Origin of the sequence: Streptomyces sp. BoleA5 (assembly GCF_000373665.1) — a bacterium.
In the GTDB taxonomy this organism is placed as follows: Bacteria; Actinomycetota; Actinomycetes; order Streptomycetales; family Streptomycetaceae; genus Actinacidiphila.
In genome coordinates, this window is the sequence record NZ_KB892156.1 from 56921 (window position 1) to 80354 (window position 23434).

Annotated in this window: 21 protein-coding genes; 4 read left to right on the forward strand and 17 right to left on the reverse strand. The window is 72.3% G+C overall.

The window, feature by feature from the left end; all coding sequences use genetic code 11:
* Positions 1-75 precede the first annotated feature (75 nt).
* The 13 genes from nusB to B085_RS0139900 all read right to left on the reverse strand — a co-directional run bounded on the left by nusB (position 76) and on the right by B085_RS0139900 (position 12906).
* Positions 76-504: a transcription antitermination factor NusB gene (nusB, locus tag B085_RS0139840; RefSeq protein ID WP_018564186.1), complete on the reverse strand. Its 429-nt coding sequence runs from the start codon at positions 502-504 to the stop codon at positions 76-78.
* A 2-nt stretch (positions 505-506) separates the two neighbouring features.
* Positions 507-1073, reverse strand: coding sequence for an elongation factor P (efp, locus tag B085_RS0139845; RefSeq protein WP_018564187.1), 567 nt, complete (start codon positions 1071-1073; stop codon positions 507-509).
* Positions 1074-1128: 55 nt separating this feature from the next.
* The gene (locus tag B085_RS0139850; RefSeq protein WP_018564188.1) at positions 1129-2238 is read right to left on the reverse strand and encodes a M24 family metallopeptidase; all 1110 of its coding nucleotides are present in this window, start codon (positions 2236-2238) and stop codon (positions 1129-1131) included.
* Positions 2239-2295: 57 nt separating this feature from the next.
* Positions 2296-3045: an AAA family ATPase gene (locus B085_RS0139855; protein ID WP_018564189.1), complete on the reverse strand. Its 750-nt coding sequence runs from the start codon at positions 3043-3045 to the stop codon at positions 2296-2298.
* Positions 3046-3180: 135 nt separating this feature from the next.
* Positions 3181-4284 carry a 3-dehydroquinate synthase gene (gene aroB, locus B085_RS0139860; RefSeq protein ID WP_018564190.1) on the reverse strand — a complete coding sequence of 368 codons (1104 nt, stop codon included), beginning with the start codon at positions 4282-4284 and terminating at the stop codon, positions 3181-3183.
* Complete coding sequence (locus tag B085_RS0139865; protein WP_018564191.1) at positions 4281-4796, reverse strand: shikimate kinase; 516 nt, start codon at positions 4794-4796, stop codon at positions 4281-4283. Before B085_RS0139865 ends, aroB begins: the two co-directional genes overlap by 4 nt.
* A complete protein-coding gene (aroC, locus tag B085_RS0139870) occupies positions 4793-5977 on the reverse strand; it encodes a chorismate synthase (RefSeq protein WP_026251922.1) in 1185 nt (394 codons plus the stop codon). The genes B085_RS0139865 and aroC overlap by 4 nt, the downstream gene beginning before the upstream one ends.
* Positions 5978-6150: 173 nt before the next feature.
* Positions 6151-6984, reverse strand: a complete 834-nt coding sequence (locus tag B085_RS0139875; RefSeq protein WP_026251923.1) for a shikimate dehydrogenase — start codon at positions 6982-6984, stop codon at positions 6151-6153.
* A 188-nt stretch (positions 6985-7172) separates the two neighbouring features.
* Positions 7173-8912 (reverse strand): endolytic transglycosylase MltG, encoded by a 1740-nt coding sequence (mltG, locus tag B085_RS0139880; protein WP_018564194.1) that lies wholly within the window; start codon positions 8910-8912, stop codon positions 7173-7175.
* A 134-nt stretch (positions 8913-9046) separates the two neighbouring features.
* On the reverse strand, positions 9047-9511 hold the full coding sequence (gene ruvX, locus B085_RS0139885; RefSeq protein WP_018564195.1) for a Holliday junction resolvase RuvX: 465 nt from the start codon (positions 9509-9511) through the stop codon (positions 9047-9049).
* Positions 9512-9518: 7 nt separating this feature from the next.
* Positions 9519-12188, reverse strand: a complete 2670-nt coding sequence (gene alaS, locus B085_RS0139890; protein ID WP_018564196.1) for an alanine--tRNA ligase — start codon at positions 12186-12188, stop codon at positions 9519-9521.
* On the reverse strand, positions 12188-12478 hold the full coding sequence (locus B085_RS0139895) for a DUF6167 family protein (RefSeq protein ID WP_018564197.1): 291 nt from the start codon (positions 12476-12478) through the stop codon (positions 12188-12190). Before B085_RS0139895 ends, alaS begins: the two co-directional genes overlap by 1 nt.
* A 5-nt stretch (positions 12479-12483) precedes the next feature.
* Entirely contained in the window at positions 12484-12906 is a 423-nt protein-coding gene (locus B085_RS0139900; protein ID WP_018564198.1) for a DUF948 domain-containing protein, read from the reverse strand.
* Positions 12907-13079: 173 nt separating this feature from the next.
* Here B085_RS0139900 and B085_RS45260 point away from each other — a divergent pair, with 173 nt between their 5' ends.
* Positions 13080-15227 (forward strand): ATP-binding protein, encoded by a 2148-nt coding sequence (locus tag B085_RS45260; RefSeq protein WP_018564199.1) that lies wholly within the window; start codon positions 13080-13082, stop codon positions 15225-15227.
* A gap of 91 nt (positions 15228-15318) precedes the next feature.
* On the opposite strand, the gene rpsD is transcribed toward B085_RS45260, so the two are convergent.
* A complete protein-coding gene (rpsD, locus tag B085_RS0139910; RefSeq protein ID WP_018564200.1) occupies positions 15319-15930 on the reverse strand; it encodes a 30S ribosomal protein S4 in 612 nt (203 codons plus the stop codon).
* Between the two features lie 199 nt (positions 15931-16129).
* Between rpsD and B085_RS0139915 the strand changes: the two genes are divergently transcribed.
* The gene (locus B085_RS0139915; RefSeq protein WP_026251924.1) at positions 16130-16843 is read left to right on the forward strand and encodes a DUF2470 domain-containing protein; all 714 of its coding nucleotides are present in this window, start codon (positions 16130-16132) and stop codon (positions 16841-16843) included.
* A 20-nt stretch (positions 16844-16863) separates the two neighbouring features.
* Here the strand turns inward: B085_RS0139915 and B085_RS0139920 are convergent, their stop codons facing one another.
* Both B085_RS0139920 and B085_RS0139925 read right to left on the reverse strand, forming a co-directional pair.
* Positions 16864-18213 (reverse strand): replication-associated recombination protein A, encoded by a 1350-nt coding sequence (locus tag B085_RS0139920; protein ID WP_018564202.1) that lies wholly within the window; start codon positions 18211-18213, stop codon positions 16864-16866.
* Positions 18214-18257: 44 nt separating this feature from the next.
* Positions 18258-18902: a vitamin K epoxide reductase family protein gene (locus B085_RS0139925; protein WP_018564203.1), complete on the reverse strand. Its 645-nt coding sequence runs from the start codon at positions 18900-18902 to the stop codon at positions 18258-18260.
* 280 nt (positions 18903-19182) lie between these two features.
* On the opposite strand from B085_RS0139925, the gene B085_RS0139930 reads away from it, so the two are divergent.
* Both B085_RS0139930 and B085_RS0139935 read left to right on the forward strand, forming a co-directional pair.
* Positions 19183-19992: an SAM-dependent methyltransferase gene (locus B085_RS0139930; protein WP_026251925.1), complete on the forward strand. Its 810-nt coding sequence runs from the start codon at positions 19183-19185 to the stop codon at positions 19990-19992.
* Complete coding sequence (locus tag B085_RS0139935; RefSeq protein ID WP_018564205.1) at positions 19989-22094, forward strand: putative bifunctional diguanylate cyclase/phosphodiesterase; 2106 nt, start codon at positions 19989-19991, stop codon at positions 22092-22094. Before B085_RS0139930 ends, B085_RS0139935 begins: the two co-directional genes overlap by 4 nt.
* A 76-nt stretch (positions 22095-22170) precedes the next feature.
* Here B085_RS0139935 and hisS read toward each other — a convergent pair whose 3' ends face one another.
* Complete coding sequence (gene hisS / locus B085_RS0139940; protein WP_018564206.1) at positions 22171-23433, reverse strand: histidine--tRNA ligase; 1263 nt, start codon at positions 23431-23433, stop codon at positions 22171-22173.
* Position 23434: the final 1 nt, after the last annotated feature.

A 23434-nucleotide genomic window follows, 5' to 3' on the forward strand; every position in this document is an offset into this window, starting at 1 on the left:
GACGCGCCGGCCCCGGCCGGACATGCCACGGGCCCGGAACGCGATGCGTTCCGGGCCCGGCGGGCACGCGCGGGACTAGTCGTCCCGCAGGCCCGGCTTCAGCTCCTTGAGGCGGGCGAGCAGGCCGTTCACGAACGAGGGGGACTCGTCCGTGGAGAACTCCTTGGCCAGCTGCACCGCCTCGTCCAGGACGACGGCGTCGGGGACGTCGTCCTCCCAGATCAGCTCGTAGGCGCCGAGCCGCAGGATGTTCCGGTCGGTCACCGGCATCCGGTCGAGGGTCCAGCCCACGGCGTGCTTCGACAGCAGTTCGTCGATGCGCCTCGCCCGTCCGGCGTAGCCCTCGACGAGCTGCATCGTGTATTCGCTGACCGGCGGCTGCCGGTCGTCGGTCCGGGCGAGCCTGATCCAGTCCGCCATGGCGGTCTTGGGGTCGACACCCCGCTGCTCCGCCTCGAAGAGGATCTGGAAGGCGCGCTTGCGGGCCTTGTTACGTGCGGCCACGGTTAGCTGGTCACCCGGCCGAGGTACTCACCCGAGCGGGTGTCGACCTTGATCTTCTCACCGGTGGTGATGAAGAGCGGGACGCCGATCTCGTAGCCGGTCTCCAGCTTGGCGGGCTTGGTGCCGCCGGTGGAGCGGTCGCCCTGGACGCCGGGCTCGGTGTACTCGATGACCAGCTCGACGGCGGCCGGGAGCTCGATGTAGAGCGGGGAGCCCTCGTACATGGCGACGACGGCCTCGAAGCCCTCCAGGAGGAAGTGGGCGGCGTCGCCGACGACCTCGGGGGTGATGTAGATCTGGTCGAACGTGTCCATGTCCATGAACACGAAGCTCTCGCCGTCCTTGTAGGAGAACTGCATCCCGCGCTTGTCGACGTTGGCCGTCTCGACCTTCACGCCGGCGTTGAAGGTCTTGTCGACGACCTTTCCGGAGAGCACGTTCTTGAGCTTCGTACGGACGAAGGCGGGGCCCTTGCCGGGCTTGACGTGCTGGAACTCGACGACGGACCAGAGCTGGCCGCCGTCGAGCTTGAGCACGAGGCCGTTCTTGAGGTCGTTCGTGGTGGCCACGGTTGCGGAATCTCCTGCACTGCTGCTTCGGGGACCCGGGAGCCGCAGCCGCCCTCTACAGGGCGAGCAGCTCCTTGGTCGTGATGGTGAGTAGCTCGGGCCCGCCGTCCGTCGGTGGACGCACGACGAGTGTGTCGTCGATGCGGACACCGCCGCGGCCCGGGATGTGGACTCCCGGTTCGACGGTGACCGGCACGCAAGCGTCCAGTTTACCCATGGCCGAGGGGGACAACCGAGGGTCCTCACCGATCTCCAGTCCGACACCGTGTCCGGTGGTCTCCCCCAGCGCCTCGCCGTGTCCCCCTGACTCCAGCACATGGCGCGCCGCGTGGTCCACGTCGCGGCAGGCGGCCCCGGGCGCGAGGGCCTCCCGGCCGGCCCGCTGGGCCGCGAAGACCAGGTCGTACAGCTCGATCTGCCAGTCCGCCGGGGTGGTGCCGATGACGAAGGTCCGGCCCACCTCGCAGCGGTAGCCGCGGTAGCAGGCGCCCAGGCAGACGGTGAGGAAGTCGCCCTCCTCGACGCGCCGGTCGGTGGGCAGGTGGCGCGCGGCCCCCGAGTGCGGGCCCGTGCCCACACAGGTGGGGAAGGCGGGGCCGTCGGCCCCGTGGTCGATGAGACGGCGCTCCAACTCCAGGGCGAGGTGGCGTTCGGTCCGTCCCACCAGGATCGACTCCAGGAGCTCGCTCAGCGCCTGGTCGGCGATCTCCGCGGCGATCCGCAGCGCCGAGATCTCCTGCTCGTCCTTGACCAGGCGGAGCTGCTCCACGGCGGAGCCGAGGTCGGAGAGGCGTACGCCGGGGGCCGCGCCGCCGACGGCGCGGTGGCGTGCGACGGTGAGGTGGTGCTCCTCCACCGCCAGGGCCTCGGCCTTGCGGTCCGCGGCCAGCGCGGCGGCGGTGACCGCCGGGTCGCCCTCGGGGCCGGACAGGACGACGCCGCGCACGTCGTCCGGCAGCCGGCCCTCGGCCAGGTCGCCGGACGGATGACGGTGATGGACGAGCACGTCCTCGGGACCCGGACCGACCAGCAGCACGGTCCCCGGCGGGGCGCAGCCCGTCAGATAGCGGACGTTGGCGGGTCGGGAGACGAGCGCCGCCGCCGATCCGGCCGCCGCGCAGCGGTCCCGAAGGCGTTCCCTGCGGCCAGCGTGCACCTCGGACATGTGGCGAGCGTACGTCGCGTGCCGCCGGTCGGCCTGTCGAGAGCCGCCGGGTGGCGGCTACCAGGCGGGCGGGCCCTGCAGGCTGCGGGTGACGACGCCGTCGAGCGCGGCGGCGGCCGCGGCGACGTCGAGGTGGGAGTTGTCGATGATGGGCAGCCCGGAGCCGTACCAGCCGGCCATGCGGCCGTGGATACGGGCGACCTCCTCGTCCGAGAGCCGCCGGTTGCCGCTGCGCTGGGCGTTGCGGGCCAGCACGATGTCGAGGCCGGGCAGGAGGACGACGGGCAGCAGGCCGGGCCCGACGTGGCGCTTCCAGCCGCCGAGGCCGACGACCGGGCGGTCGGGGAAGACCGCGTCGTCGATGATGCAGGAGATGCCGTTCGCCAGGAAGTTGCGGGCCGCGAAACCGCAGGTGCGGCGGGCGAGGCGGTACTGCGCCTCGGAGTTGTCGTTCCAGCCGGACTGCGGGTCGGCGAAGCCGGAGCGGACCCACTCGCGGACGTCGTCCAGGCTGACGTGGGCGGTCGGTACGCCGCGGTGGTCGGCCCAGTGCCGGGCGATGGTCGTCTTGCCCGCCCCGGCCGCGCCGATCAGCAGGACCGCGACGGGGCCGTGCGTGGCGCGCGGGAGCGGAGCGCCGGCTCCGCCGGCGGACTGCGCGGGCGGCTGGACCGGATGCTGTACGGGGGACCCCTGGGCCATCGGGAAGTGGCCGGTGGTGCCCGGGGGCTGCGGCGGCGGCCCTGGCTGCCCGGCCTGCTGCCCACCGGGCGGCGGTGGCAGCGGCGCACCCACGGCATGCTGCATCGAGGCCACTCCGTCCGTACGAGAGCTTTCAGGTTCGACCGAACGGTACCGTGGGCGGCCGCAGTTGTGTGAACGGCCGGGCAGCCCACGGGGTGCCCGGCCGTTCGGGACCCGTCGTCCCGTGCGCGTGCGCGCCTACTTGGAGATCTCCGCGTAGGCGGCGAGGAGCACCCCGGGGTCGGGGGCCTCCAGGACGGTCGGCTTGGCGAGGCCGTCCAGGACGATGAAGCGCAGCCGGTCGCCGCGGGACTTCTTGTCGACCTTCATCGTCTCCAGCAGCCTCGGCCACTGGTCGCCGCGGTAGGCCAGCGGCAGGCCGACGGACTCCAGGACGGAGCGGTGGCGGTCGGCGGTGGCGTCGTCGAGGCGGCCGGCGAGGCGGCCGAGCTCGGCGGCGAAGACCATGCCGATGGAGACGGCCGCGCCGTGGCGCCAGTTGTAGCGCTCGTTCTTCTCGATGGCGTGGCCGAGCGTGTGGCCGTAGTTGAGGATCTCGCGCAGGCCCGACTCCCTGAGGTCCGCGGAGACCACCTCGGCCTTGACGCGGATGGCGCGCTCAAGGAGCTCGGCGGTGTGCGGGCCCCCGGGGCCGCGGGCGGCGGCCGGGTCCCGTTCGATCAGGTCCAGGATCACGGGGTCGGCGATGAAGCCCGCCTTGATGATCTCGGCGAGACCGCTGACGTAGTCGTTGACCGGCAGCGACTCCAGCGCGGCGAGGTCGCAGAGCACCCCGGCGGGCGGGTGGAAGGCCCCGACGAGGTTCTTGCCCTCGGCCGTGTTGATGCCGGTCTTGCCGCCGACGGCGGCGTCCACCATGCCGAGCACGGTGGTCGGCACGGCGACCCAGCGGACCCCGCGCAGCCAGGTCGCCGCGACGAACCCGGCGAGGTCGGTGGTGGCACCACCGCCGACGCCCACGATGACATCCGTACGGGTGAATCCCGACTGGCCGAGCGCCCGCCAGCAGTACGCCGCGACCTCCGTGGTCTTGGCCTCCTCGGCGTTGGGCACCTGGATGGCGACGGCCTCGTACCCCTGCTCCGCCAGGTCCTCGCGCAGCGCCTGGCCGGTGGCCTCCAGGGCCTCGGGGTGGATGACGGCGACCCGCGCCGCCCTGTCGCCGATCAGGCCCGGCAGCTCGCCGAGCAGCTGCCGGCCGACCAGCACCTCGTACGGCTCGGTGCCCTCACCGCCCCCGACCCGGATGCGGATGGGGGCGTGTACGGCGTGCTCCGTCATGCGTTCTTCAGCTCCAGTGCGTCCAGGACGGCGTCCGCGACGTCCTCGGGGGTCCGGCCCTCCGTGCCGACCACGGCGCGGGCGACCTCGGTGTACAGCGGGCGGCGGGCCTCCATCAGCTCGCGCCACTGCCGCCGCGGGTTGACGGCGAGCAGCGGGCGGGCGGTGTCGAGGCCGACCCGCTTGACCGCCTCGGCGACGTCCATGTCGAGGAAGACCACCGGCAGGCCGGAGAGCAGCTTGCGGGTGTCCTCGTCCAGGATCGAGCCGCCGCCGAGCGCCAGCACGCCGCGGTGCTCGGCGAGCGCCGCACGGACGGCCGCCGCCTCCAGCGCGCGGAAGTGCTCCTCGCCGTCCTCGACGAAGATGTCAGCGATCGGCCGGCCCTCGGCCTCGACGATGTCGGCGTCGGTGTCGCGGCAGGTGGTGCCGAGCCGCTGGGCGAGCAGCTCGCCGACGGTGGTCTTGCCGACCCCCATGGGGCCCACCAGGACGACGACCGGGGCGCTCATCGGATCGCCAGGTTCTCGAGGTAGCCGCGCACGTTGCGGCGGGTCTCGGCGACGCTGTCGCCGCCGAACTTCTCCGCGACCGCGTCGGCCAGGACCAGGGCGACCATCGCCTCGGCGACGATGGCCGCGGCCGGGACGGCGCAGACGTCGGAACGCTGGTGGTGGGCCTGGGTGGCCTCGCCGGTGGTCACGTCCACGGTGGCCAGGGCGCGCGGTACGGTGGCGATGGGCTTCATCGCGGCCCGCACCCGCAGGAGCTCGCCGGTGCTCAGGCCGCCCTCGGTGCCGCCGGAACGGCCGGTGGAGCGGCGGATGCCGTCCTCGGTGGAGACGATCTCGTCGTGCGCCTTGGAACCGGGTACCCGGGCGAGCTCGAAGCCGTCGCCGACCTCGACGCCCTTGATGGCCTGGATGCCCATGAGGGCGCCGGCCAGCCGCGCGTCCAGCCGGCGGTCCCAGTGCACATGGCTGCCGAGGCCGACGGGCACGCCGTAGGCGAGCACCTCGACGACGCCGCCGAGGGTGTCGCCGTCCTTGTGGGCCTGGTCGATCTCGGCGACCATCCGCTTGCTCGCGTCGGCGTCGAGGCAGCGCACGGGATCGGCGTCGAGCTTCTCGACGTCGGCGGGGGTGGGGAGGACGCCGTACGGGGCCTTGGCCGCGGCGAGTTCCACCACGTGGGAGACGATCTCGATGCCGGCCGTCTCCTTGAGGTAGGAGCGGGCCACGGCGCCGAGCGCGACCCGGGCGGCCGTCTCACGGGCGGAGGCGCGCTCCAGGATCGGCCGGGCCTCGTCGAAGCCGTACTTCTGCATGCCCGCGAGGTCGGCGTGGCCGGGGCGCGGCCGGGTCAGCGGGGCGTTGCGCGCGAGCCCGGCGAGGACCTCGGGGTCCACCGGATCGGCCGCCATGACCTGCTCCCACTTCGGCCACTCGGTGTTCCCCACCATGATCGCGACCGGGGAGCCCATGGTGAGCCCGTGGCGCACACCGCCGAGGAAGGTGACCTGGTCCTGCTCGAACTTCATCCGGGCACCGCGGCCATAGCCGAGCCGCCGCCGTGCGAGGTGGTCCGCCACCATCTCGGTGGTGATCGGCACACCGGAGGGCAGGCCCTCCAGCGTCGCGACGAGTGCGGGGCCGTGCGACTCCCCCGCGGTCAGCCAGCGCAACCTGCTCAACGGTGCTCGCTCCTTCATCATCGCCCGGACCGCGGCGAGGCGGACCGGACCATCCGTGCGTAAACCGATCCTTTCACGTCCGGCGGCGAAGCCGGCGCGCGGTCCGCTGGGCGGACAGCCCCGTGGACACCTCCGTGGACCGCCGCAGGCCGCTCAGGAGCGGTCAGAAGGGGTCAGGAGCGGTGCAGCGCCGCCTCCCCCGCCGCCCGCATGGCCGCCAGGGGGGCCGGTTTGCGGCCGGTCATCAGCTCCACCTGCAGCACCGCCTGGTGCACCAGCAGGTCGAGTCCCCCGACGACGGCTCCGCCGCGCCGCGCCCAGACGGACGCGAGCGCGGTGGGCCACGGGTCGTACAGCACGTCGAAGAGGGTGCCGGGCCGCTCCGGCACGGCGGCGGCGAGCGCGTCCGCGGTGCCGGCCGGTGTCGTGGAGATCACCAGGGGCGCGGAAAGCGCCCCGGCGGCGTCCTCCCATGCGGCCGTCCGTACGGCCACGCCGAGCCGCTCGCCCCACCCCCGCATCTCGTCGGCGCGGGTGCCGCTGCGCACGTACGCGGTGACCTCGCCGTCGCAGATCTGCGCCAGCGCGGCCAGCGCGGACGAGGCGGTCGCCCCGGCGCCGAGGACGGCGGCGGAGTCGACGCGTTCGACGCCGCGCTCGCGCAGGGCCGCCACCATCCCGGGGATGTCGGTGTTGTCGCCGAGGCGGCGTCCGTCCTCGGTGAGGACGAGTGTGTTGACGGCCTCGACGGCGGAGGCGGTGTCGCTGACCTCGTCCAGCAGCGGGATGACCGCCCGCTTGAGCGGCATCGTGAGCGACAGCCCCGCCCAGCGTCCGCCGCCCGGCAGGTCGTCCAGCCCGGCCAGGAAACCGGGCAGCGCGGCCTCGTCGACCTCGTAGCGGTCGTACGTCCAGTCGGCCAGACCCAGTTCCGTGTAGGCGGCGCGGTGCAGCACCGGGGAGAGGGAGTGCGCGATCGGCGATCCGAGGACGGCTGCCCTAGGCACGCGCGGCCTCCCGAGGGCTCTTCGTCATGGGCTGGTCCCCTCGGTGCGTGATGTCCGGCGGTTCGGGCCGCCCTCCTCAGGCCGGGGACGGCCCGGTCGAGTCTAGGGCCCGGTGGTCCGGCGGGGCCGGGCAGCACCAGGGCGCCGCGCGGGGGACGTTCCCCGCGCGGCGCCCAAGAGGCGGCGGCTCAGCCGTTGTGCTTCTTGTCGAACTCGTCGGCCAGCTTGTCGTGCTCGGCGAGTGTCTCCGTGAACTCGGTGGTGTGCCCGTCCAGGGAGATGAAGTAGTACCACTTGCCCGGTTCGGGATCCATGGCCGCGGCCAGCGCCTTCGCGCCGGGGTTGCCGATCGGTCCCGGCGGGAGACCCCGGTAGTAGTACGTGTTGTAAGGGTCGTCGAAGGTGCGGAGCTCCTTGAGCGAGAGATTGATCTCGCTCTGGTTCTTCAGGTAGTTGTACGTCGAGTCGAACTCGAGCTTGCCGTTGGTCTCGGTGTTGGTCGGCTTGAGGCGGTTGTAGACGACGCGCGACATCTTCCGGAAGTCCTCGTCCGACTTGCCCTCGGCCTGCACCAGGCTGGCCAGGGTGACGACCTGCAGCGGCGACTCCAGCCCCAGCTTCTCGGCCTTCGCCTCGACGTCGTACTTGGTGTACTGCCTCTTGGCGTTGGTGACCATGCTGCGCAGCAGGTCGACGGGCTTGGTGTCCTTGCCGACGCTGTAGCGGCTCGGCCAGAGGAAGCCCTCCAGCGGGTCCTTGATCTCCTTGTCGTCGTCCGCCCACTCGGGCAGTCCGAGCTTGCCGACCTCGTCCTCGGCGACCTTGGCGGTGGTGCCCTTGTCGAGCCCCAGCTTGGCGTCGACGATCTCGTAGATCTGCACGTCGCGCAGGCCCTCGGCGATGACAAGGACGTTCTGCGACTTCGGGTCGAGCATCATCGTGACGGCGCTGGACGCGGCCATCTCCTTGTGCAGGACGTAGACGCCCGCCTGGATGGAGTTGCCTTCCGGGTCCTTGCTGACGGCGGCCGTGAAGGCGTCGACGCTCTTGACCACGCCGGCCTTCTTGAGGATGTTGCCGATCTGGATGCCGCTCGCGCCCTGCGGGATCTCGACCTGGACCTCGCCGCTGCCCTTCCCCGCGAAGTCCGGCGGCGGGCCGAAGTTGCTCTGGTAGTAGCGGTAGCCGAACCAGCCGACACCGGCGATGCCGCCGCCGAGGACGACCAGCACGACCAGGCACGCCATGCCGGAGCGCCGCTTCTTGCCGCCCTTCCCAGCCTTCCCGGTCTTGCCGCCCTTGCCCGCGCGGCCGCGCCGGTCGTTGCGGCCCTGCTGCGGCTCGTCGTCCTCGTCGTCGTCCGAGCCGGAGAAGAAGGAGTGGTCGTCGGCGGCACCCTCCTCCTCGTCCCAGAGCGGGGCGTCCTGCTCGGCCGGCCGGGAGCGCTGCTGCCGTTGCGGCTGCTGCTGCGGTTGCGGTTGCGGTTGCTGCAACTGCTGCGGCTGTTGTTGCTGCGGCTGCTGCTGGTACTGGGGCTGGCCTTCCGGGTAGCGCTGGTCGGGCCGCTGCGGGGGCGGGTAACCGCCCTGCCCGTAGTAGTCCGGCTGCTGCTGGCCGCCGTAGCCGTCCTGGCCGTAGCCCGCCGGGGCGCCCCAGGAGTCGTACTGCTGCTGGGGGTCGTACGGGTACTGCTGCTGGCCGGTGTTGCCGTAGGGGTCCCAGCCGCCCTGCTGCTGGTACTGCGGGTGCTGCTGGTTCTGTCCGTGCTGAGGGTGCTGCTGCTGGGGTTGCTGCTGGTACTGGGAATACTGCTGATGCTGCTGGTGCTGTTGTTGCCCGGGGTGTTGCTGCTGCCCCCATTGATCACCGAAGAGAGGGTCTTCGGGGTGCCATGCTTCGGAGCCCGGGCTCCGGCCATAGTCAGTCATCGATCCCCTACGGTTCGGTTCGCGAGGCGGCAGCAGGCCGGCGCTTGTGGCGCGGGCGGGACGGGTCCCGGCCCGTCGGCACCCACGGATCCAGCTGTGGCCGCCGTGCTGCGCGGAACGTTACCGTACCGCGATCAGATAAACGGTTCGACGCTCTCGCCCGGCTCTTTACCGGACACCCGTTCGGTCTCGAGGGCGCTCTGCAGGATGACCACGGCCGCCGCCTGGTCCACGACGGAGCGTCCCTTCTTCGCCTTGACGCCCGATGCGCGCAGCCCCTGCGTCGCTGTCACGGTCGTCATCCGCTCGTCCACCAGGCGCACCGGTACGGGGGAGATGATCTTCGCCACATCCTGGGCGAAGCCGCGGGCCTTGGCCGCGGCCTGCCCCTCCCGCCCGTTGAGCGAGCGGGGCAGGCCGACCAGAACCTCGATCGGCTCGTACTCCTCGACGATCTGTGCGATGCGACGGCGCGCGGCCGGGGCGTCCCGGCCGGGCACCGTCTCGACGGGTGTGGCGATCAGCCCGTCGGGGTCGCACGAGGCGACCCCGATGCGGGCGTCCCCGACGTCGATCGCGATCCTGCGACCCCTGCGCATCGAGGCCTCAGGCCGTCTCTGCGACCAGACGCTGCACGGCGGCGATGGCCTCGCCGACCGCGTCCGCGTTCTGGCCTCCGCCCTGGGCGACGTCCGGCTTGCCGCCACCGCCGCCGCCGAGGGTCTTGGCGGCGGTACGGACCAGCTCGCCGGCCTTCAGGCCGCGCTCACGGGCCGCCTCGTTGGTGGCGATGACGGTCAGCGGGCGGTCGCCCGCCACGGCGAACAGGGCCACGACGGCCGCACGGCCGCCGCCGATCCGCTGGCGCACGTCCAGGACGAGCTTGCGCAGGTCGTCGGCGCCGGTGCCGTCCGGGACCTGTCCGGTGACCAGGGCCACGCCCTTGACGTCCTGGGCGGAGTCGGCGAGCCCGGCGGCGGCCTGCAGGACCTTCTCGGCGCGGAAGCGCTCGATCTCCTTCTCGGCCTCCTTGAGCTTGGCGAGCATTCCGGAGATCTTCTCCGGGAGCTCCTCCGGGCGGCCCTTGACCAGCTGCTGGAGCTGGGCGACGACCGTGTGCTCGCGGGCGAGGAAGTTGTACGCGTCCACGCCCACCAGGGCCTCGACCCGGCGCACGCCGGAGCCGATCGAGGACTCGCCGAGCAGCTTCACCAGGCCCAGCTGGGCGGTGTTGTGCACGTGCGTGCCGCCGCAGAGCTCCTTGGAGTAGTCGCCGATCGTCACGACGCGCACCCGCTCGCCGTACTTCTCGCCGAACTCGGCGATGGCGCCCTGCTTCTTGGCCTCGTCGATGCTCATGATCTCGGCGCTGACGTCGAGCTCGCGGGCGAGCACGGCGTTGATCTTCTGCTCGACGTCCGACAGCACGCTGCCCGGCACGGCGGCCGGCGAGCCGAAGTCGAAGCGGAAGCGGCCCGGGGAGTTCTCCGAACCGGCCTGGGCGGCCGTGGGGCCGAGGGCGTCGCGCAGCGCCTGGTGGGTGAGGTGGGTGGCACTGTGGGCGCGGGCGATGGCCCGGCGGCGGCCGAGGTCGATCTTGGCGAGGACGCCGGCGCCGACCGTCACCTCGCCGACCTGGACGCTGCCCTTGTGCACGGTGACGCCCGGCACGGGCTGCTGTACGTCGCGGACCTCGATGACGGCGCCCGAGTCGGTGCGGATCCGGCCGGTGTCGGCGAGCTGGCCGCCACCCTCGGCGTAGAAGGGGGTGCGGTCCAGGATGACCTCGACCTCGTCGCCCTCGTTGGCGGCGGGCGACGGCACACCGTCGACGAGCAGGCCGACCACGCTGGCCTCGCCCTCGTTGTCGGTGTAGCCGGTGAAGACGGTACTGCCGGCGGTGTCGGCGACGGCCCGGTACGCGGACATGTCGACATGCCCGCTCTTCTTCACCAGGGCGTCCGCCTTGGCGCGGTCCCGCTGCTCCTTCATCAGGCGGCGGAAGCCGTCCTGGTCCACCGACAGGCCCTGCTCCGCGGCCATTTCAAGGGTGAGGTCGATCGGGAAGCCCCAGGTGTCGTGGAGCAGGAAGGCCTTGTCGCCGGAGAGGACGCCGGAACCGGTGGACTTGGCCTCGGTGACGGCGGTGTCCAGCACATTGGTGCCGGCCTTGAGCGTCTTGAGGAAGCGGGACTCCTCGGCGAGGGCCACCGTCTCGATGCGCTTGCGGTCCTCGACGAGCTCCGGGTACTGCTGCCCCATCGTCTTGATGACGGTGTCCACGAGGTCGCCGACCACGGCGTCCGTGGCACCGAGCAGCCGCATGTTGCGGATGGCGCGGCGCATGATGCGGCGCAGCACATAACCGCGGCCCTCGTTGCCGGGGGTGACGCCGTCGCCGATGAGCATGACGGAGGTGCGCATGTGGTCGGCGACGACGCGCAGCGAGACGTCGGACTCGTGCGCGGAGCCGTAGGCGACGCCGGTGAGCTCGGTGGCCTTGTCGATGACGGCACGCAGGGTGTCGGTCTCGTACATGTTCTGCACGTCCTGCAGGATCATGGCGAGACGCTCGAGACCGAGACCGGTGTCGATGTTCTTGGCGGGCAGGTCGCCGAGGATCGGGAACTCCTCCTTGCCGCTGCCCTCCCCGCGCTCGTACTGCATGAAGACCAGGTTCCAGATCTCCACGTACCGCTCGTCGTTGACGGCGGGGCCGCCCTCGACACCGAACTCGGGGCCGCGGTCGTAGTTGATCTCGGAGCACGGGCCGCAGGGGCCCGGGACGCCCATGGACCAGAAGTTGTCCTTCATGCCCAGGCGCTGGATGCGCTCGGCGGGCACGCCCACGACGTCGCGCCAGATCTGCTCGGCCTCGTCGTCGTCCTTGTAGACCGTGATCCACAGCCGCTCGGGGTCGAGGCCGTAACCGCCGTCCGCCACGGAACTGGTGAGCAGCTCCCAGGCGAACTTGATGGCGCCTTCCTTGAAGTAGTCGCCGAAGGAGAAGTTGCCGCACATCTGGAAGAACGTGCCGTGGCGCGTGGTCTTGCCGACCTCTTCGATGTCGGGCGTGCGGACGCACTTCTGCACGCTGGTGGCGCGCGGGAAGGGCGGCTTGACCTCACCCAGGAAGTAGGGCTTGAACGGGACCATGCCCGCGGGCACCAGAAGGAGCGTCGGGTCGTCGGCGATGAGCGACGCCGACGGCACTACGGTGTGCCCGCGCTCCTCGAAGAAACGCAGCCAGCGGCGGCGGATTTCTGCCGACTCCATCAGTGTTCGTCCTTCCGGTGGTGGTACGAGATCGCCGGCCGCGGGGCCGGCATGTCGAGGTCGGGGGCCGTACGGCCCAGTGCGTCGTTGAGCTGTCCCTCGCGCTCCGACATGCCGGCGCGGACGTCCTGCGCGAAGGTGCGCAGCCGGTCCCCGGCCTCGAGGGCCTTGTCGGCCGCCTTCGCCGCGAGGCTCTCGGGCGTCAGGCTGCGGATCTTGCGATGGACCTTGTTGGTGGCCCACACTCCGGCGGCGGCACCGGCGGTGAACCAGAAGGCACGGCGGAACATGCAGGTCAGCCCCTTGACTTACGGCGGCGGGCGGACGGGAGCGTCCGGCCGACGACCACGGTGCGCTTCTTGGCGGCGCCCTTTGCCTGCAGGGTGACCGCGCGCCGCACGCCGTAGCCGAAGGCCGCGACCTTCACGAGGGGGCCTCCGAAGGTGGAGGCGACGGTCGTGGACAGGGCGGAGGCGTTGGCGGTCACCTCGGCGACGTCGGAGGTGATGGTGTCCACGCGGGCCAGCTGGGCGTGGGCCGCGCGAACCGCGTCGGAGGCCTCGCCGAGCAGCGGCACGGCCTGGTCGGTCACCTCCGCCACGAGGCGGGTCGCCTGACGGAGCGCCTGGGCGAGCCGTACGAGTGCCACGGCGAGGAACGACACGAGGATCGCCCAGAAGACGGCCACGATGAGGCCGGCCACCTCTCCACCGGACACGTTGCCACTCCCTCGGATTCCACCGCGCGAACCAGGTACCGATCAGATACCGACCTTATCGCGACGGGCAGCACGCTCCGTACCGCATTGCGGGCCGGTGCCGCCCCCGACCGCCCCCGGGCGACAGGCCCGGATTGTACGTTCCGCTTATTCGACGATACCCTCCGTGACCCATGCGCCATGAGACGACGCCGGGCAACCTGCCGTGCGAGCTGAACCACTTCGTCGGCCGGCGGCGCGAGCTCGACGACGTGGCCCGCCTGCTGGAACGGGCCCGGATGGTGACGGTGACCGGCGTGGGCGGGGTCGGCAAGAGCCGGCTCGCGCTGCGCGCGGCGGCCGGCCTGCGCACCGGCTTCACCGACGGGGTCTGGCTGGCCGAACTCGCGGCCGTACGGGACCCGGGATTGGTGGACCACGCCGTGGCGGACGCGCTCGGCCTCACCGACCACACCGCGCGCGGCCCCCGGGCCGCGCTCGGCGCTTTCCTGGCCCACCGCGAACTGCTCCTCGTGCTGGACTGCTGCGAGCCCCAGGTGGAGGCGGCGGCGGAACTGGCCGACGCGATGCTGCGGCGGGCACCGGGCCTGCGGGTGCTGGCCACCAGCAGGCAGCCGCTGGGGGTGGCGGGCGAGCACATCGTGGCCCTGGAACCGCTGAGCGACGCCGGCGAGGCGGTGGAGCTGTTCGCCGACCGGGCGGCCGCGGTGCTGCCCGGCTTCACCGTGGACGCGGGCAACCGGGCCGAGGTGGAGGAGCTGTGCCGCCGCCTGGACGGGATCCCGCTGGCGCTGGAGCTGGCTGCGGGCCGGGTGCGGGCGCTGTCGGTGCGGCAGATCACCGGGCGCCTGGACGACCGCTTCCGGCTGCTCACCCGCCGCGGCGGCACCGGCGGCCCCGAACGGCACCGCGCGCTGCGCACCACGATCGGGTGGAGCCATGAGCTGTGCACCCCGCGCGAACGGCTGCTGTGGGCACGGCTGTCGGTGTTCGCCGCGGACTTCGACCTCGACGCCGCCGAGTACGTGTGCGCGGGCGGCGAGGTGGCGGCCGAGACGATGGTGGACCTGCTGGCGGACCTGGTGGACAAGTCGGTGGTGCTGCGCCGCGAGGACGCGGGCGTGGTGCGCTACCTGCTGCTGGACACCGTGCGCGAGTACGGGCTGGGGTGGCTGCGCGAGCTGGGCGAGGAGCGCCGGCTGCGGACCCGGCACCGGGACTGGTACCTGGGCTTCGCCACCTGGGGCGAGATGGAGTGGTTCGGCGCGCGGCAGGAGGAGATCTCGGTCGGCACCGAGCGGGAGCTGGACAATCTGCGGGCCGCGCTGGAGTTCTCCCTGGAGGCCCCCGAGGAGTTGCGGACCGGGCAGTACCTGGCGGCGAGCCTGTGGTTCTTCTGGGTCGGCTGCGGCCGGCTCGCCGAGGGCCGCTACTGGCTGGAGCGCGCGCTGGCGGCCGATCACGAGCCCACGGGGCAGCGTGCCAAGGCGCTGTGGGTGTGCGGTTACGTCTCGATCCTCCAGGGCGACGGCACCGCGGCGCTCGGCATGCTCTACGAGTGCCGGGAGCAGGCACTGGCCACCGGCGACGCGACGGCGTTGGCGTACGCGGTGCACCGCATGGGGTGCGGGGCCCTGCTCGGCGGCGACCTGCCGCGCGCCAGGGCGCTGTTCGAGGAGGCACTGGGCCACTACCGGACGCTGGGCGAGCTGAACAGCAACGTGATCATGGCCGAGGTCGAGCTGGCGATGGCGGTGGCCTTCGACGGCGACCTGGAGGGCGGGATCGAGCTGTGCGACCGCATCCGCGAGGTCTGCGAGGACCACGGGGAGCGGTGGGCGCTGGCGTACGCGCTCTACACGCGGGCGGTCATCGCCTGGTGGCAGGACGACCCGGTGCTCGCCGCCGAACTCGCTGCCGAGTGCGTGCGGATCAACCACGCCTTCCGCGACATGGTGGGCATCGTGCTCGGCATCGAACTGCTCGCGCTGCTGCGCGCCCCGGGGGACGCCCGGGAGGCGGCGGTGCTGCAGGGCGCGGCGGGCGGCATCTGGCGGCTCGTCGGGCTGCCGGTGTTCGGCTCGCGCCACTTCGGCATCCCCCATCAGCGCTGCGAGGCGCTGGCCCGCGCCGAGTTGGGCCGGCCCGGCTACGAGGGCGCCTACGCCGAGGGCCTCGTGCTCGACCTGGACGCCGCCGTCGCCAGGGCCCTGACCGGGCTGCCCCCGACGCGGCCCGGCCCGCGTCGGCCCCCCGGTCCCGTCCCGCCGGCCGGCCCGCTGCCCGCCGGCGCGCCGCTCGGCCGGTCGGCCCAGGACTGACCGGCCGGGATTGCCGGGGACGCGAAAGCCCCGGCGACCCGCCGGAGGGGCGGGGCGCCGGGGCTGACGTGCGTGCCGGGTGCGGCAGGCGTCAGCGAGCGTAGTACTCGACGACGAGCTGCTCGTCGCAGATCACGGGGACCTCACGACGGTTCGGCAGACGGTCCAGGCGGAAGGCCAGCGCCTGCAGGTTGACCTGCAGGTACTTCGGGGTCTCGCCCTCGCCGGCCCAGCCGCCCTCGCGGGCGACCTGGAACGGGGTCTTGGCGCGGGAGCGCTCGCGGACCATCACGACGTCGTCGGGGGTGACGCGGAACGACGGCTTGTCGACCTTGTGGCCGTTGACCTCGATGTGGCCGTGGACGACCATCTGGCGGGCCTGGTAGATGGTGCGGGCCAGGCCGGCGCGCAGGACGAGGGCGTCCAGGCGGCGCTCGAGCTCGACGATCAGGGCCTCGCCGGTCTTGCCGCTGACCTTGCGGGCGCGGTCGTAGGCGCGGGCCATCTGGCGCTCGGAGATGTCGTACTGCGCGCGCAGGCGCTGCTTCTCCAGCAGTCGGACCTTGTAGTCACTGTTCTGCTTGCGGCCACGGCCGTGCTCGCCCGGCGGGTAGGGACGGGCCTCGAAGTACTTGACGGCCTTCGGCGTCAGGGCGATGCCGAGGGCACGCGACTTCTTGACCTTGGGACGCGACTGGTTCACGTTTCCCAGACCTCCATGTAAGTTAGGTAAGGCTTACCTTAGCGAAGGAGATCGTATGTCGCGCCCAGGGAACACCACACGCATCACGGACGTAACGGACGCCGCACAGGGCGCCGCCGACACCAACGAGGGCGCCGACTTGACGGGGGTCCGATCAGCTCATGGTCAGCCGCGTCCCAGCGGGCATGAAATCGCCCGACTGCCGTCAGCAGCCGAGCGCACACGAACTCTCGTACAGAGTACCGCCTCCGCCATCCTGGTGATTCCCGGCCTGGTGCCCGACCTCCCCGAGCTCATGGTCCCAGAGGAGCGGATCGTGGGCACCGACGGCGACCTGTTCCTGCTGTTCCCCGCGGAATCGCCCGCCGTCCGGGCCGCGACCCACGCCGAGGACGACGACCTCACGGCTGTGCTCGACATCACTGACGTCGCCCCGGTCGCGGTGCCCGGGCGCATCCGCGGCCGCGCCTGGATCGCGGGCTGGGTCACCGTCGCGCACGACCTGCCGGCCCCGGCAGGGAAGGTGCGGCTGCGGCTGGAGGTCGGCGAGGCGTCGGTGGACGACCTGTGGGGCGCGGAGCAGGTGGAGCCGGACGACTTCGCCGCCGCCCGTCCCGACCCGCTCGTCGACCACGAGGCGGAACTGCTCCAGCACCTAGCGGCCGCCCACGCCGACCAGATGGGCCGGCTGTGCGCCCTCGCCGGCGGGGCCGGCGCCTGCCGCGGCGTCCCGGCCGCCGCGGTGCCGCTCGCCCTGGACCGCTTCGGGCTGCGGGTGCGCTTCACCGGCGAGGACGGCGTCTTCGACGCCCGCTTCGAGTTCCCAGAGCCGGTACGGGGCCACACCGACCTGCACCGGGCCATCCACGCGCTCTTCGACGCCGCGCGGGAGGCGGCGGCGCGGAACCGCTGAGCTCGCGGGCGGGCTCCGCGCTACTCCCCCGCCAGACGCTCCCTGACGCGCTCCAGCACGTCGGCGTAGCGGGCCTCGGCCCCGTAGCGGGTCGGCTCGTAGTAGCGCCGGCCGTGGATCTCGTCGGGTGCGTACTGCTGGGCGGCGATGGCGCCGGGCAGATCGTGCGGGTACTGGTAGCCCGTGCCGTGGCCGAGCTTGGCGGCGCCCTTGTAGTGGCTGTCGCGCAGATGGGACGGGACCGGACCGGCCTTGCCCGCCCGTACGTCGGCCAGGGCGGCCCCGATGGCCGTCGTTGCCGCGTTGGACTTGGGGGCCAGGGCGAGCGCGATCGTGGCGTGGCTGAGGGTCAGCGCGGCCTCCGGGAAGCCGATCATCGCCACCGCCTGGGCCGCGGCGACCGCCGTGGGCAGCGCGGTCGGATCGGCAAGGCCGATGTCCTCGCTGGCGGAGATCATCAGCCGCCGGGCGATGAACCGCGGGTCCTCCCCGGCCTCGATCATGCGGGCCAGGTAGTGCAGGGCGGCGTCGACGTCCGAGCCGCGGATGGACTTGATCAGCGCGCTGGCCACGTCGTAGTGCTGGTCGCCGTCGCGGTCGTACTTCACGGCGGCACGGTCGACGGTCTCCTCGAGGGTGCTCAGGGAGATCTCCGGCTCACCTTTCGCCAGGGCCGCGCCCGCCCCCGCCTCCAGGGCCGTCAGCGCCCGGCGGGCGTCCCCGCCCGCGATCCGCAGCAGGTGCTCCTCGGTGTCCTCGGGCAGCGTGACCGCGCCCTTCAGGCCGCGCTCGTCCGTGAGCGCCCGGCGCAGCAGGCCCCGCAGGTCGTCGTCGGTCAGCGACTCCAGGGTGAGCAGCAGGGACCGGGACAGCAGCGGGGAGATGATCGAGAAGTACGGGTTCTCGGTGGTGGCGGCGATCAGGGTGACCCAGCGGTTCTCGACCGCGGGGAGCAGGGAGTCCTGCTGGGCCTTGCTGAACCGGTGGATCTCGTCCAGGAAGAGCACGGTGTCGCGTCCGTAGCCCCCGGACTCGCGCTTGGCGCTCTCGATGACCGCGCGGACCTCCTTGACGCCCGCGGTGATCGCCGACAGCTCGACGAAGCGCTTGTTGGTGGCGTGGCTGACGACGTACGCGAGGGTCGTCTTGCCGATGCCCGGCGGGCCCCACAGGATCACCGAGGACGGTCCCGCCGGTCCGCCGCCGCCCTCGCCGACCAGGCGCCGCAGCGGCGACCCCGGGCGGAGCAGATGGCCCTGCCCCACGACCTCGTCGAGGGTACGGGGGCGCATCCGTACGGCCAGGGGGCTGCCTCCGGGCTCCCTCGACTGGCGTTCCTCTGCGGCGGCGGTGAACAGGTCGGGCTCCACGGCAAGAAAGCCTATGTCACCGCACCGACAGCGCGGCGCCGCCGTCAGATCAGGGTGCTCCAGTACGTCCACCAGCGGGTCAGGATCGCCACCGCGATCACGCCGTACCAGAGGACGGGGACGACCCAGTGGAACTCCAGGACCAGGCCCCGGACCCGGGCCGGCGCCGGGATGATCCCGTGCTTGAGGTTGTGGACGAGGGTGTACCAGAACAGCGCGATGGTGACGACCCAGGCCAGCGAGCACCACAGGCACAGCGAGCCGATGCTGTACAGAGACTGGTACTGCAGCCACGTCACGAAGCCGACGCCGAAGAGCGTGCCGCCCTGCAGTCCGAGCCAGAACCAGCGGCGGTAGCGGGCACCGGCGAGCATCCCCACGGCGAGGGCGATGACGACGGGGTAGGCGACCATGCCGATCATCGGGTTGGGGAAGCCGAAGGCGTGCGCCTGCTCGCTCTTCATGATGTTGCCGCAGGAGATGATCGGGTTCAGGCTGCAGCCGGGGACGAAGTTCGGGTCCTCCAGCAGCTTGAACTTGTCGATCGTGATGACCCACGAGGCGAGCAGGCCGAGCGCACCGCAGACCACGAGCAGCCAGGTGAAGGCCCTGCCCGCGCCGATGAGTCCGTCCGCGGACTCCTGGCTCCCGCTGTCGGTGCGAGCCGTGTCAACCGCCGTAGTCACCATGTCGCCGTTTCCGTGGGTGGGGGATGTGCCGCACTGCCCAACGGGTCGGACCGCCGGAAGTGCCGGGTCCCATGGTGCCGTGTCACCCGCGCGAGCGACAACGGCCGGGCGGGAAGAGTGAATTCGCATGCCGTACGCACACACTCCATCACGCTGTGCTATCGAGCTGCGCCACGTTCGGCGAGAACCGCCTTCTCCAAAAATGCGTCGATAAATGACATATAGGATTCTGAGTGGACCCGTGGATCCGAGGACTCGTCCCGACGGGGAGAGGTGCGCCATGCGTCGACCCGAGTGGGTGCCCGCAGGAACGGACGTGGAGACGCCCAACGCCGCCCGGGTCTACGACTACTACCTGGGCGGGTCCCACAACTTCGAGGCCGATCGCGACATGGCGCGCCAGGCCATGGCGCTCTGGCCCGACCTGCCGGTGATCATGCGCGCCAACCGCGCCTTCCTGCGCCGCGCGGTCCAGCACCTCGCCGCCCTGGGCATCACCCGCTTCCTCGACATCGGCTCCGGGATCCCGACCTTCGGGGCCGTGCACGAGGTCGCGCGGGCCGTCCACCCGCAGGCGCGCGTGGTGTACGTGGACATGGACCCGATCGCGGTGGCGCACAGCCGTCTGCTGCTCCAGGACGACCCGCGCAGCGCCATGGTGATGGCCGACATGACCGACACCGGCGACCTGCTCTCCCGGCCCGAGATCACCGAACTGCTCGCGCCCGGGGAGCCGGTCGCCGTGCTGCTGGTGGCGATGCTCCACTTCGTCACCGACGCCGAGGACCCCGGCAAGATCGTGGGCGCGCTGCGCGACGCCGTACCGCGCGGCAGCCACCTGGTGCTCACCCACGCCTCCCGTGAGATCCGTCCCCGGCAGGCGGACTCGCTGGCGGAGCTGTACGCCCGGCGCACCACGACACCGCTGGTCATGCGGACCAGGACGGACGTGGAGGCCTTCTTCGACGGCTGGGAACTCCTGCCGCCGGGGCTGGTCTGGCTGTCCGAGTGGCGACCCGAGGACCCGGAGTCCGTGGGGCCCCACCCCGAGCAGATGTCGGGTCTGGCCGGCGTGGGGCGGCGGCCGTGAGGGAGTCGCCGTCGGCCGTCGCCGGCCCCGCCCCGGACTTCGCGGACGCCTGGTCGCAGCTGCTGCGCTCCGGACCGGGGATGGCGCTGCCCCCGCAGACCCTGCGCCAGGTCGCGGCCACGACCGCGGACCTGCTCCGCCGGGCGCTCGGCGACCGCACGTGCGACACCGGGCTCGCGGAACAGGCCGGCACCCTGCTGGTGGAGGCCCACTTCACCGATCCGGAGATCCTCGCGGCCGCCGTGGCGCTGCTGCAGATCCAGCCGGCCGGTCCCGAGCGGGTACCGGCCGTCGCCGGAGCCTTCGCCTCCGGCTGGGCGGCCGCGCTGCGCGAGCGGACCCTGCGCGAGCAGGAGGCGATCCAGCGTGCCGCGTTCCGCGCCCGTGAGGACGCCGAGCGGGCCAGGAACGCCTCGGAGGCCCGCTTCCGCGCGCTGTTCGAGCACGCCGCCATCGGCATCGGCATCGCCGACGTGGACGGGACGATCGTGCAGTTCAACCAGGCACTGCGGGAGCTGCTCGGGGCCCGCCCCGAGGACCTGTGGGGACGCCGGGTCACCGAGCTGGTGCACCCCGAGGACGCCGCCGGCGTGTGGGAGGCGTACGAGGACCTGGTCAAAGGGCGCCGCGAGCGGTTCCAGTGCGACAAGCCCTACTACCGGCGCGACGGCGAGGTGGTGTGGACGCACCTGACCGTCTCGCTGATCCGCGACGAGCACGGCGAACCCCGCTACCAGGTGGCGATGGTCGAGGACATCACCGACCGCTACCGGCTCCAGGAGCGGCTGCGCCACCAGGCCACCCACGACCCCCTGACCGGGCTGCCCAACCGCACCGCGTTCTTCGACCGGCTGGAGGGCCTGTTCGAGCAGCCGCCCCCCGACGCGCGCTTCGGCCTGTGCTACGTCGACCTCGACGGCTTCAAGGTCGTCAACGACAGCCTCGGCCACGAGACCGGGGACCAGTTGCTGACGGCGGTAGCGGAGCGGCTGGACGCCGCGCTCGCCCCGCTCGGGCACCTGGTGGCACGGCTCGGCGGGGACGAGTTCGTGGTGCTGCTGGAGGAGTGCCGGGGCGACCAGGAGGCCGTGGCGGTCGCCAAGCTCGTCCTGACCACGCTCTCGCGGCCCTTCCTCGTGGGCGGCCAGCAGCTGACGATCGGCGCGAGCGTCGGGGTGCTGGCGCAGCGGATCGCCGCCACGACGCCCGGCGCGGCGGTGCGGGCGGCGGATCTGACGCTGTACCGCTCCAAGGAGGCCGGACGGGGCCGATGGACGCTCTTCGACCCCACGCACAACGCGCGCGCCGTCAGCCGCTACGCCATCTCCGTACGGCTGCCGGTGGCGCTGGACCGCGGGGAGTTCTTCGTCGACTACCAGCCGCTCTGCTCGCTGTCCGACGGCTCCCTGGTGGCGGTGGAGGCCCTGGTGCGCTGGCGTCACCCCGAGTTCGGGGTGCTGGGCCCCGACGAGTTCGTGGGGACGGCGGAGGAGACCGGGCTGATCATGCCGCTGGGCCGCTGGATCCTGGAGCGCGCGGTCGGGCAGGCGGCCGCGTGGGTGCGGCTCTACGGGGAGGCGGCCCCGCAGATCAACGTCAACCTGGCGGTCCGCCAGATCCGCAACCCCGGCCTGGTGCACGACGTCACGTCGATCCTGGACAGCACCGGTCTCGAACCCGGGCGGCTGGAACTGGAGATCACCGAGAGCGCGGTGATCGGACCCGAGGACGAGTCGCTGCGCGCCCTGCAGGCGATCGCCGACGCCGGGGTCTCGCTGGCCGTGGACGACTTCGGCACCGGCTGGTCGAACCTCGCCTATCTGAGGGATCTCCCGGTGTCCGGACTGAAGATCGCCGGAGCGTTCGTCACGGACCCCCACCGCGCCGGGACGGACGACCCGGTCGGCTGGCGCATCGTCGGCGGACTGGTGTCCCTGGCGCACGCGCTCGGGCTCACGGTCACCGCCGAGGGCGTGGAGAGTTCGCAGCACGCCCGGCGGCTGCGCTCACTGGGCTGCGACTGGGGCCAGGGCTGGTACTTCGGCCGGCCGATGCGGCCCGAGCGGATCGCGCGGTGGATCGAGCGGGGCCGCCCCGACTGACCCGTGGCCGCGGCCCATGCGCCGACGGCGCGGCCGGCCGGTGAAAGCACCGGCCGGCCGCGTCACCGCGTACGGTTCAGGCGAGCCGCTCGCGCACGGCCGCGACGACGCCGTCGAGCGGAACGGCGCTCTGCTCGCCGCTCTCCAGGTCCTTGACCTGCACGACGCCCTCGGCGAGGTCGCGCTCGCCGGCGACGATCGCCAGACGCGCGCCCGAACGGTTGGCGGACTTCATCGCGTTCTTCAGACCCTTGCCGCCGAAGGCGAAGTCCGTGGCGACACCCGCCCGGCGCAGCTCGGTGACTGCGCCGAACAGCACCCGGCGCGCCTCCTCGCCCATCGGCACCGCGAACACCTGGGTGGGCGCGGGCAGTTCGAGCTCGATGCCCTCGGCCTTGAGGGCCAGCACCGTACGGTCCACACCCAGCGCCCAGCCCACCGACGGCAGCTCGGGGCCGCCGATCATCTCGGACAGACCGTCGTAGCGGCCGCCGCCGCCGACCGCGGACTGCGAGCCGAGGCCGTCGTGGACGAACTCGAAGGTGGTGCGGGTGTAGTAGTCCAGACCGCGCACCAGCTTGGGGTCGTCCTCGAACTCCACGCCGGCCGCCGTGAGCAGCTCGCGCACCTGCTCGTGGTACGCCTTGCACCCCTCGCACAGGTGGTCGCGCATCATGGGCGCGCCGACGAGCTGCTTCTGCACGCTCTCGCGCTTGTCGTCCAGGACGCGCAGCGGGTTGATCTCGATCCGCCGGCGGGTGTCCTCGTCGAGGTCGAGGCCGCGCAGGAAGTCCTGCAGGGCGGCCCGGTAGACCGGACGGCACTCGCGGTCGCCCAGCGAGTTGAGCAGCAGGCGGAAGGTGCGCAGCCCGAGCGAGCGGTAGGCGTCCACGGCCAGGATGATCAACTCGGCGTCCAGCGCAGGGTCCTCAGCGCCGATCGCCTCCGCGCCGACCTGGGAGAAGTGCCGGTAACGCCCGGCCTGCGGCCGCTCGTAGCGGTAGTACGAGCCGGAGTACCAGAGCTTGACCGGCAGGTTGCCCGCCTTGTGCAGGTTGGCCTCCAGCGCGGCGCGCAGCACGGAGGCGGTGCCCTCGGGGCGCAGCGCCAGCTCCGTACCGCCCTTGGTGGTGAGGGTGTACATCTCCTTGGTCACGATGTCGGTGGACTCGCCGACGCCGCGGGAGAAGAGCTCGACCTGCTCGAAACCGGGGGTCTCGACGTAGCCGTAGCCGGCCCGCCGCAGCGGCGCGGAGAGCGCCTCGCGGACCGCCAGGAAAACGGCGGAATCGGGCGGCAGGAGGTCATAGGTGCCCTTGGGGGCCTGGAAGGTGCTCACT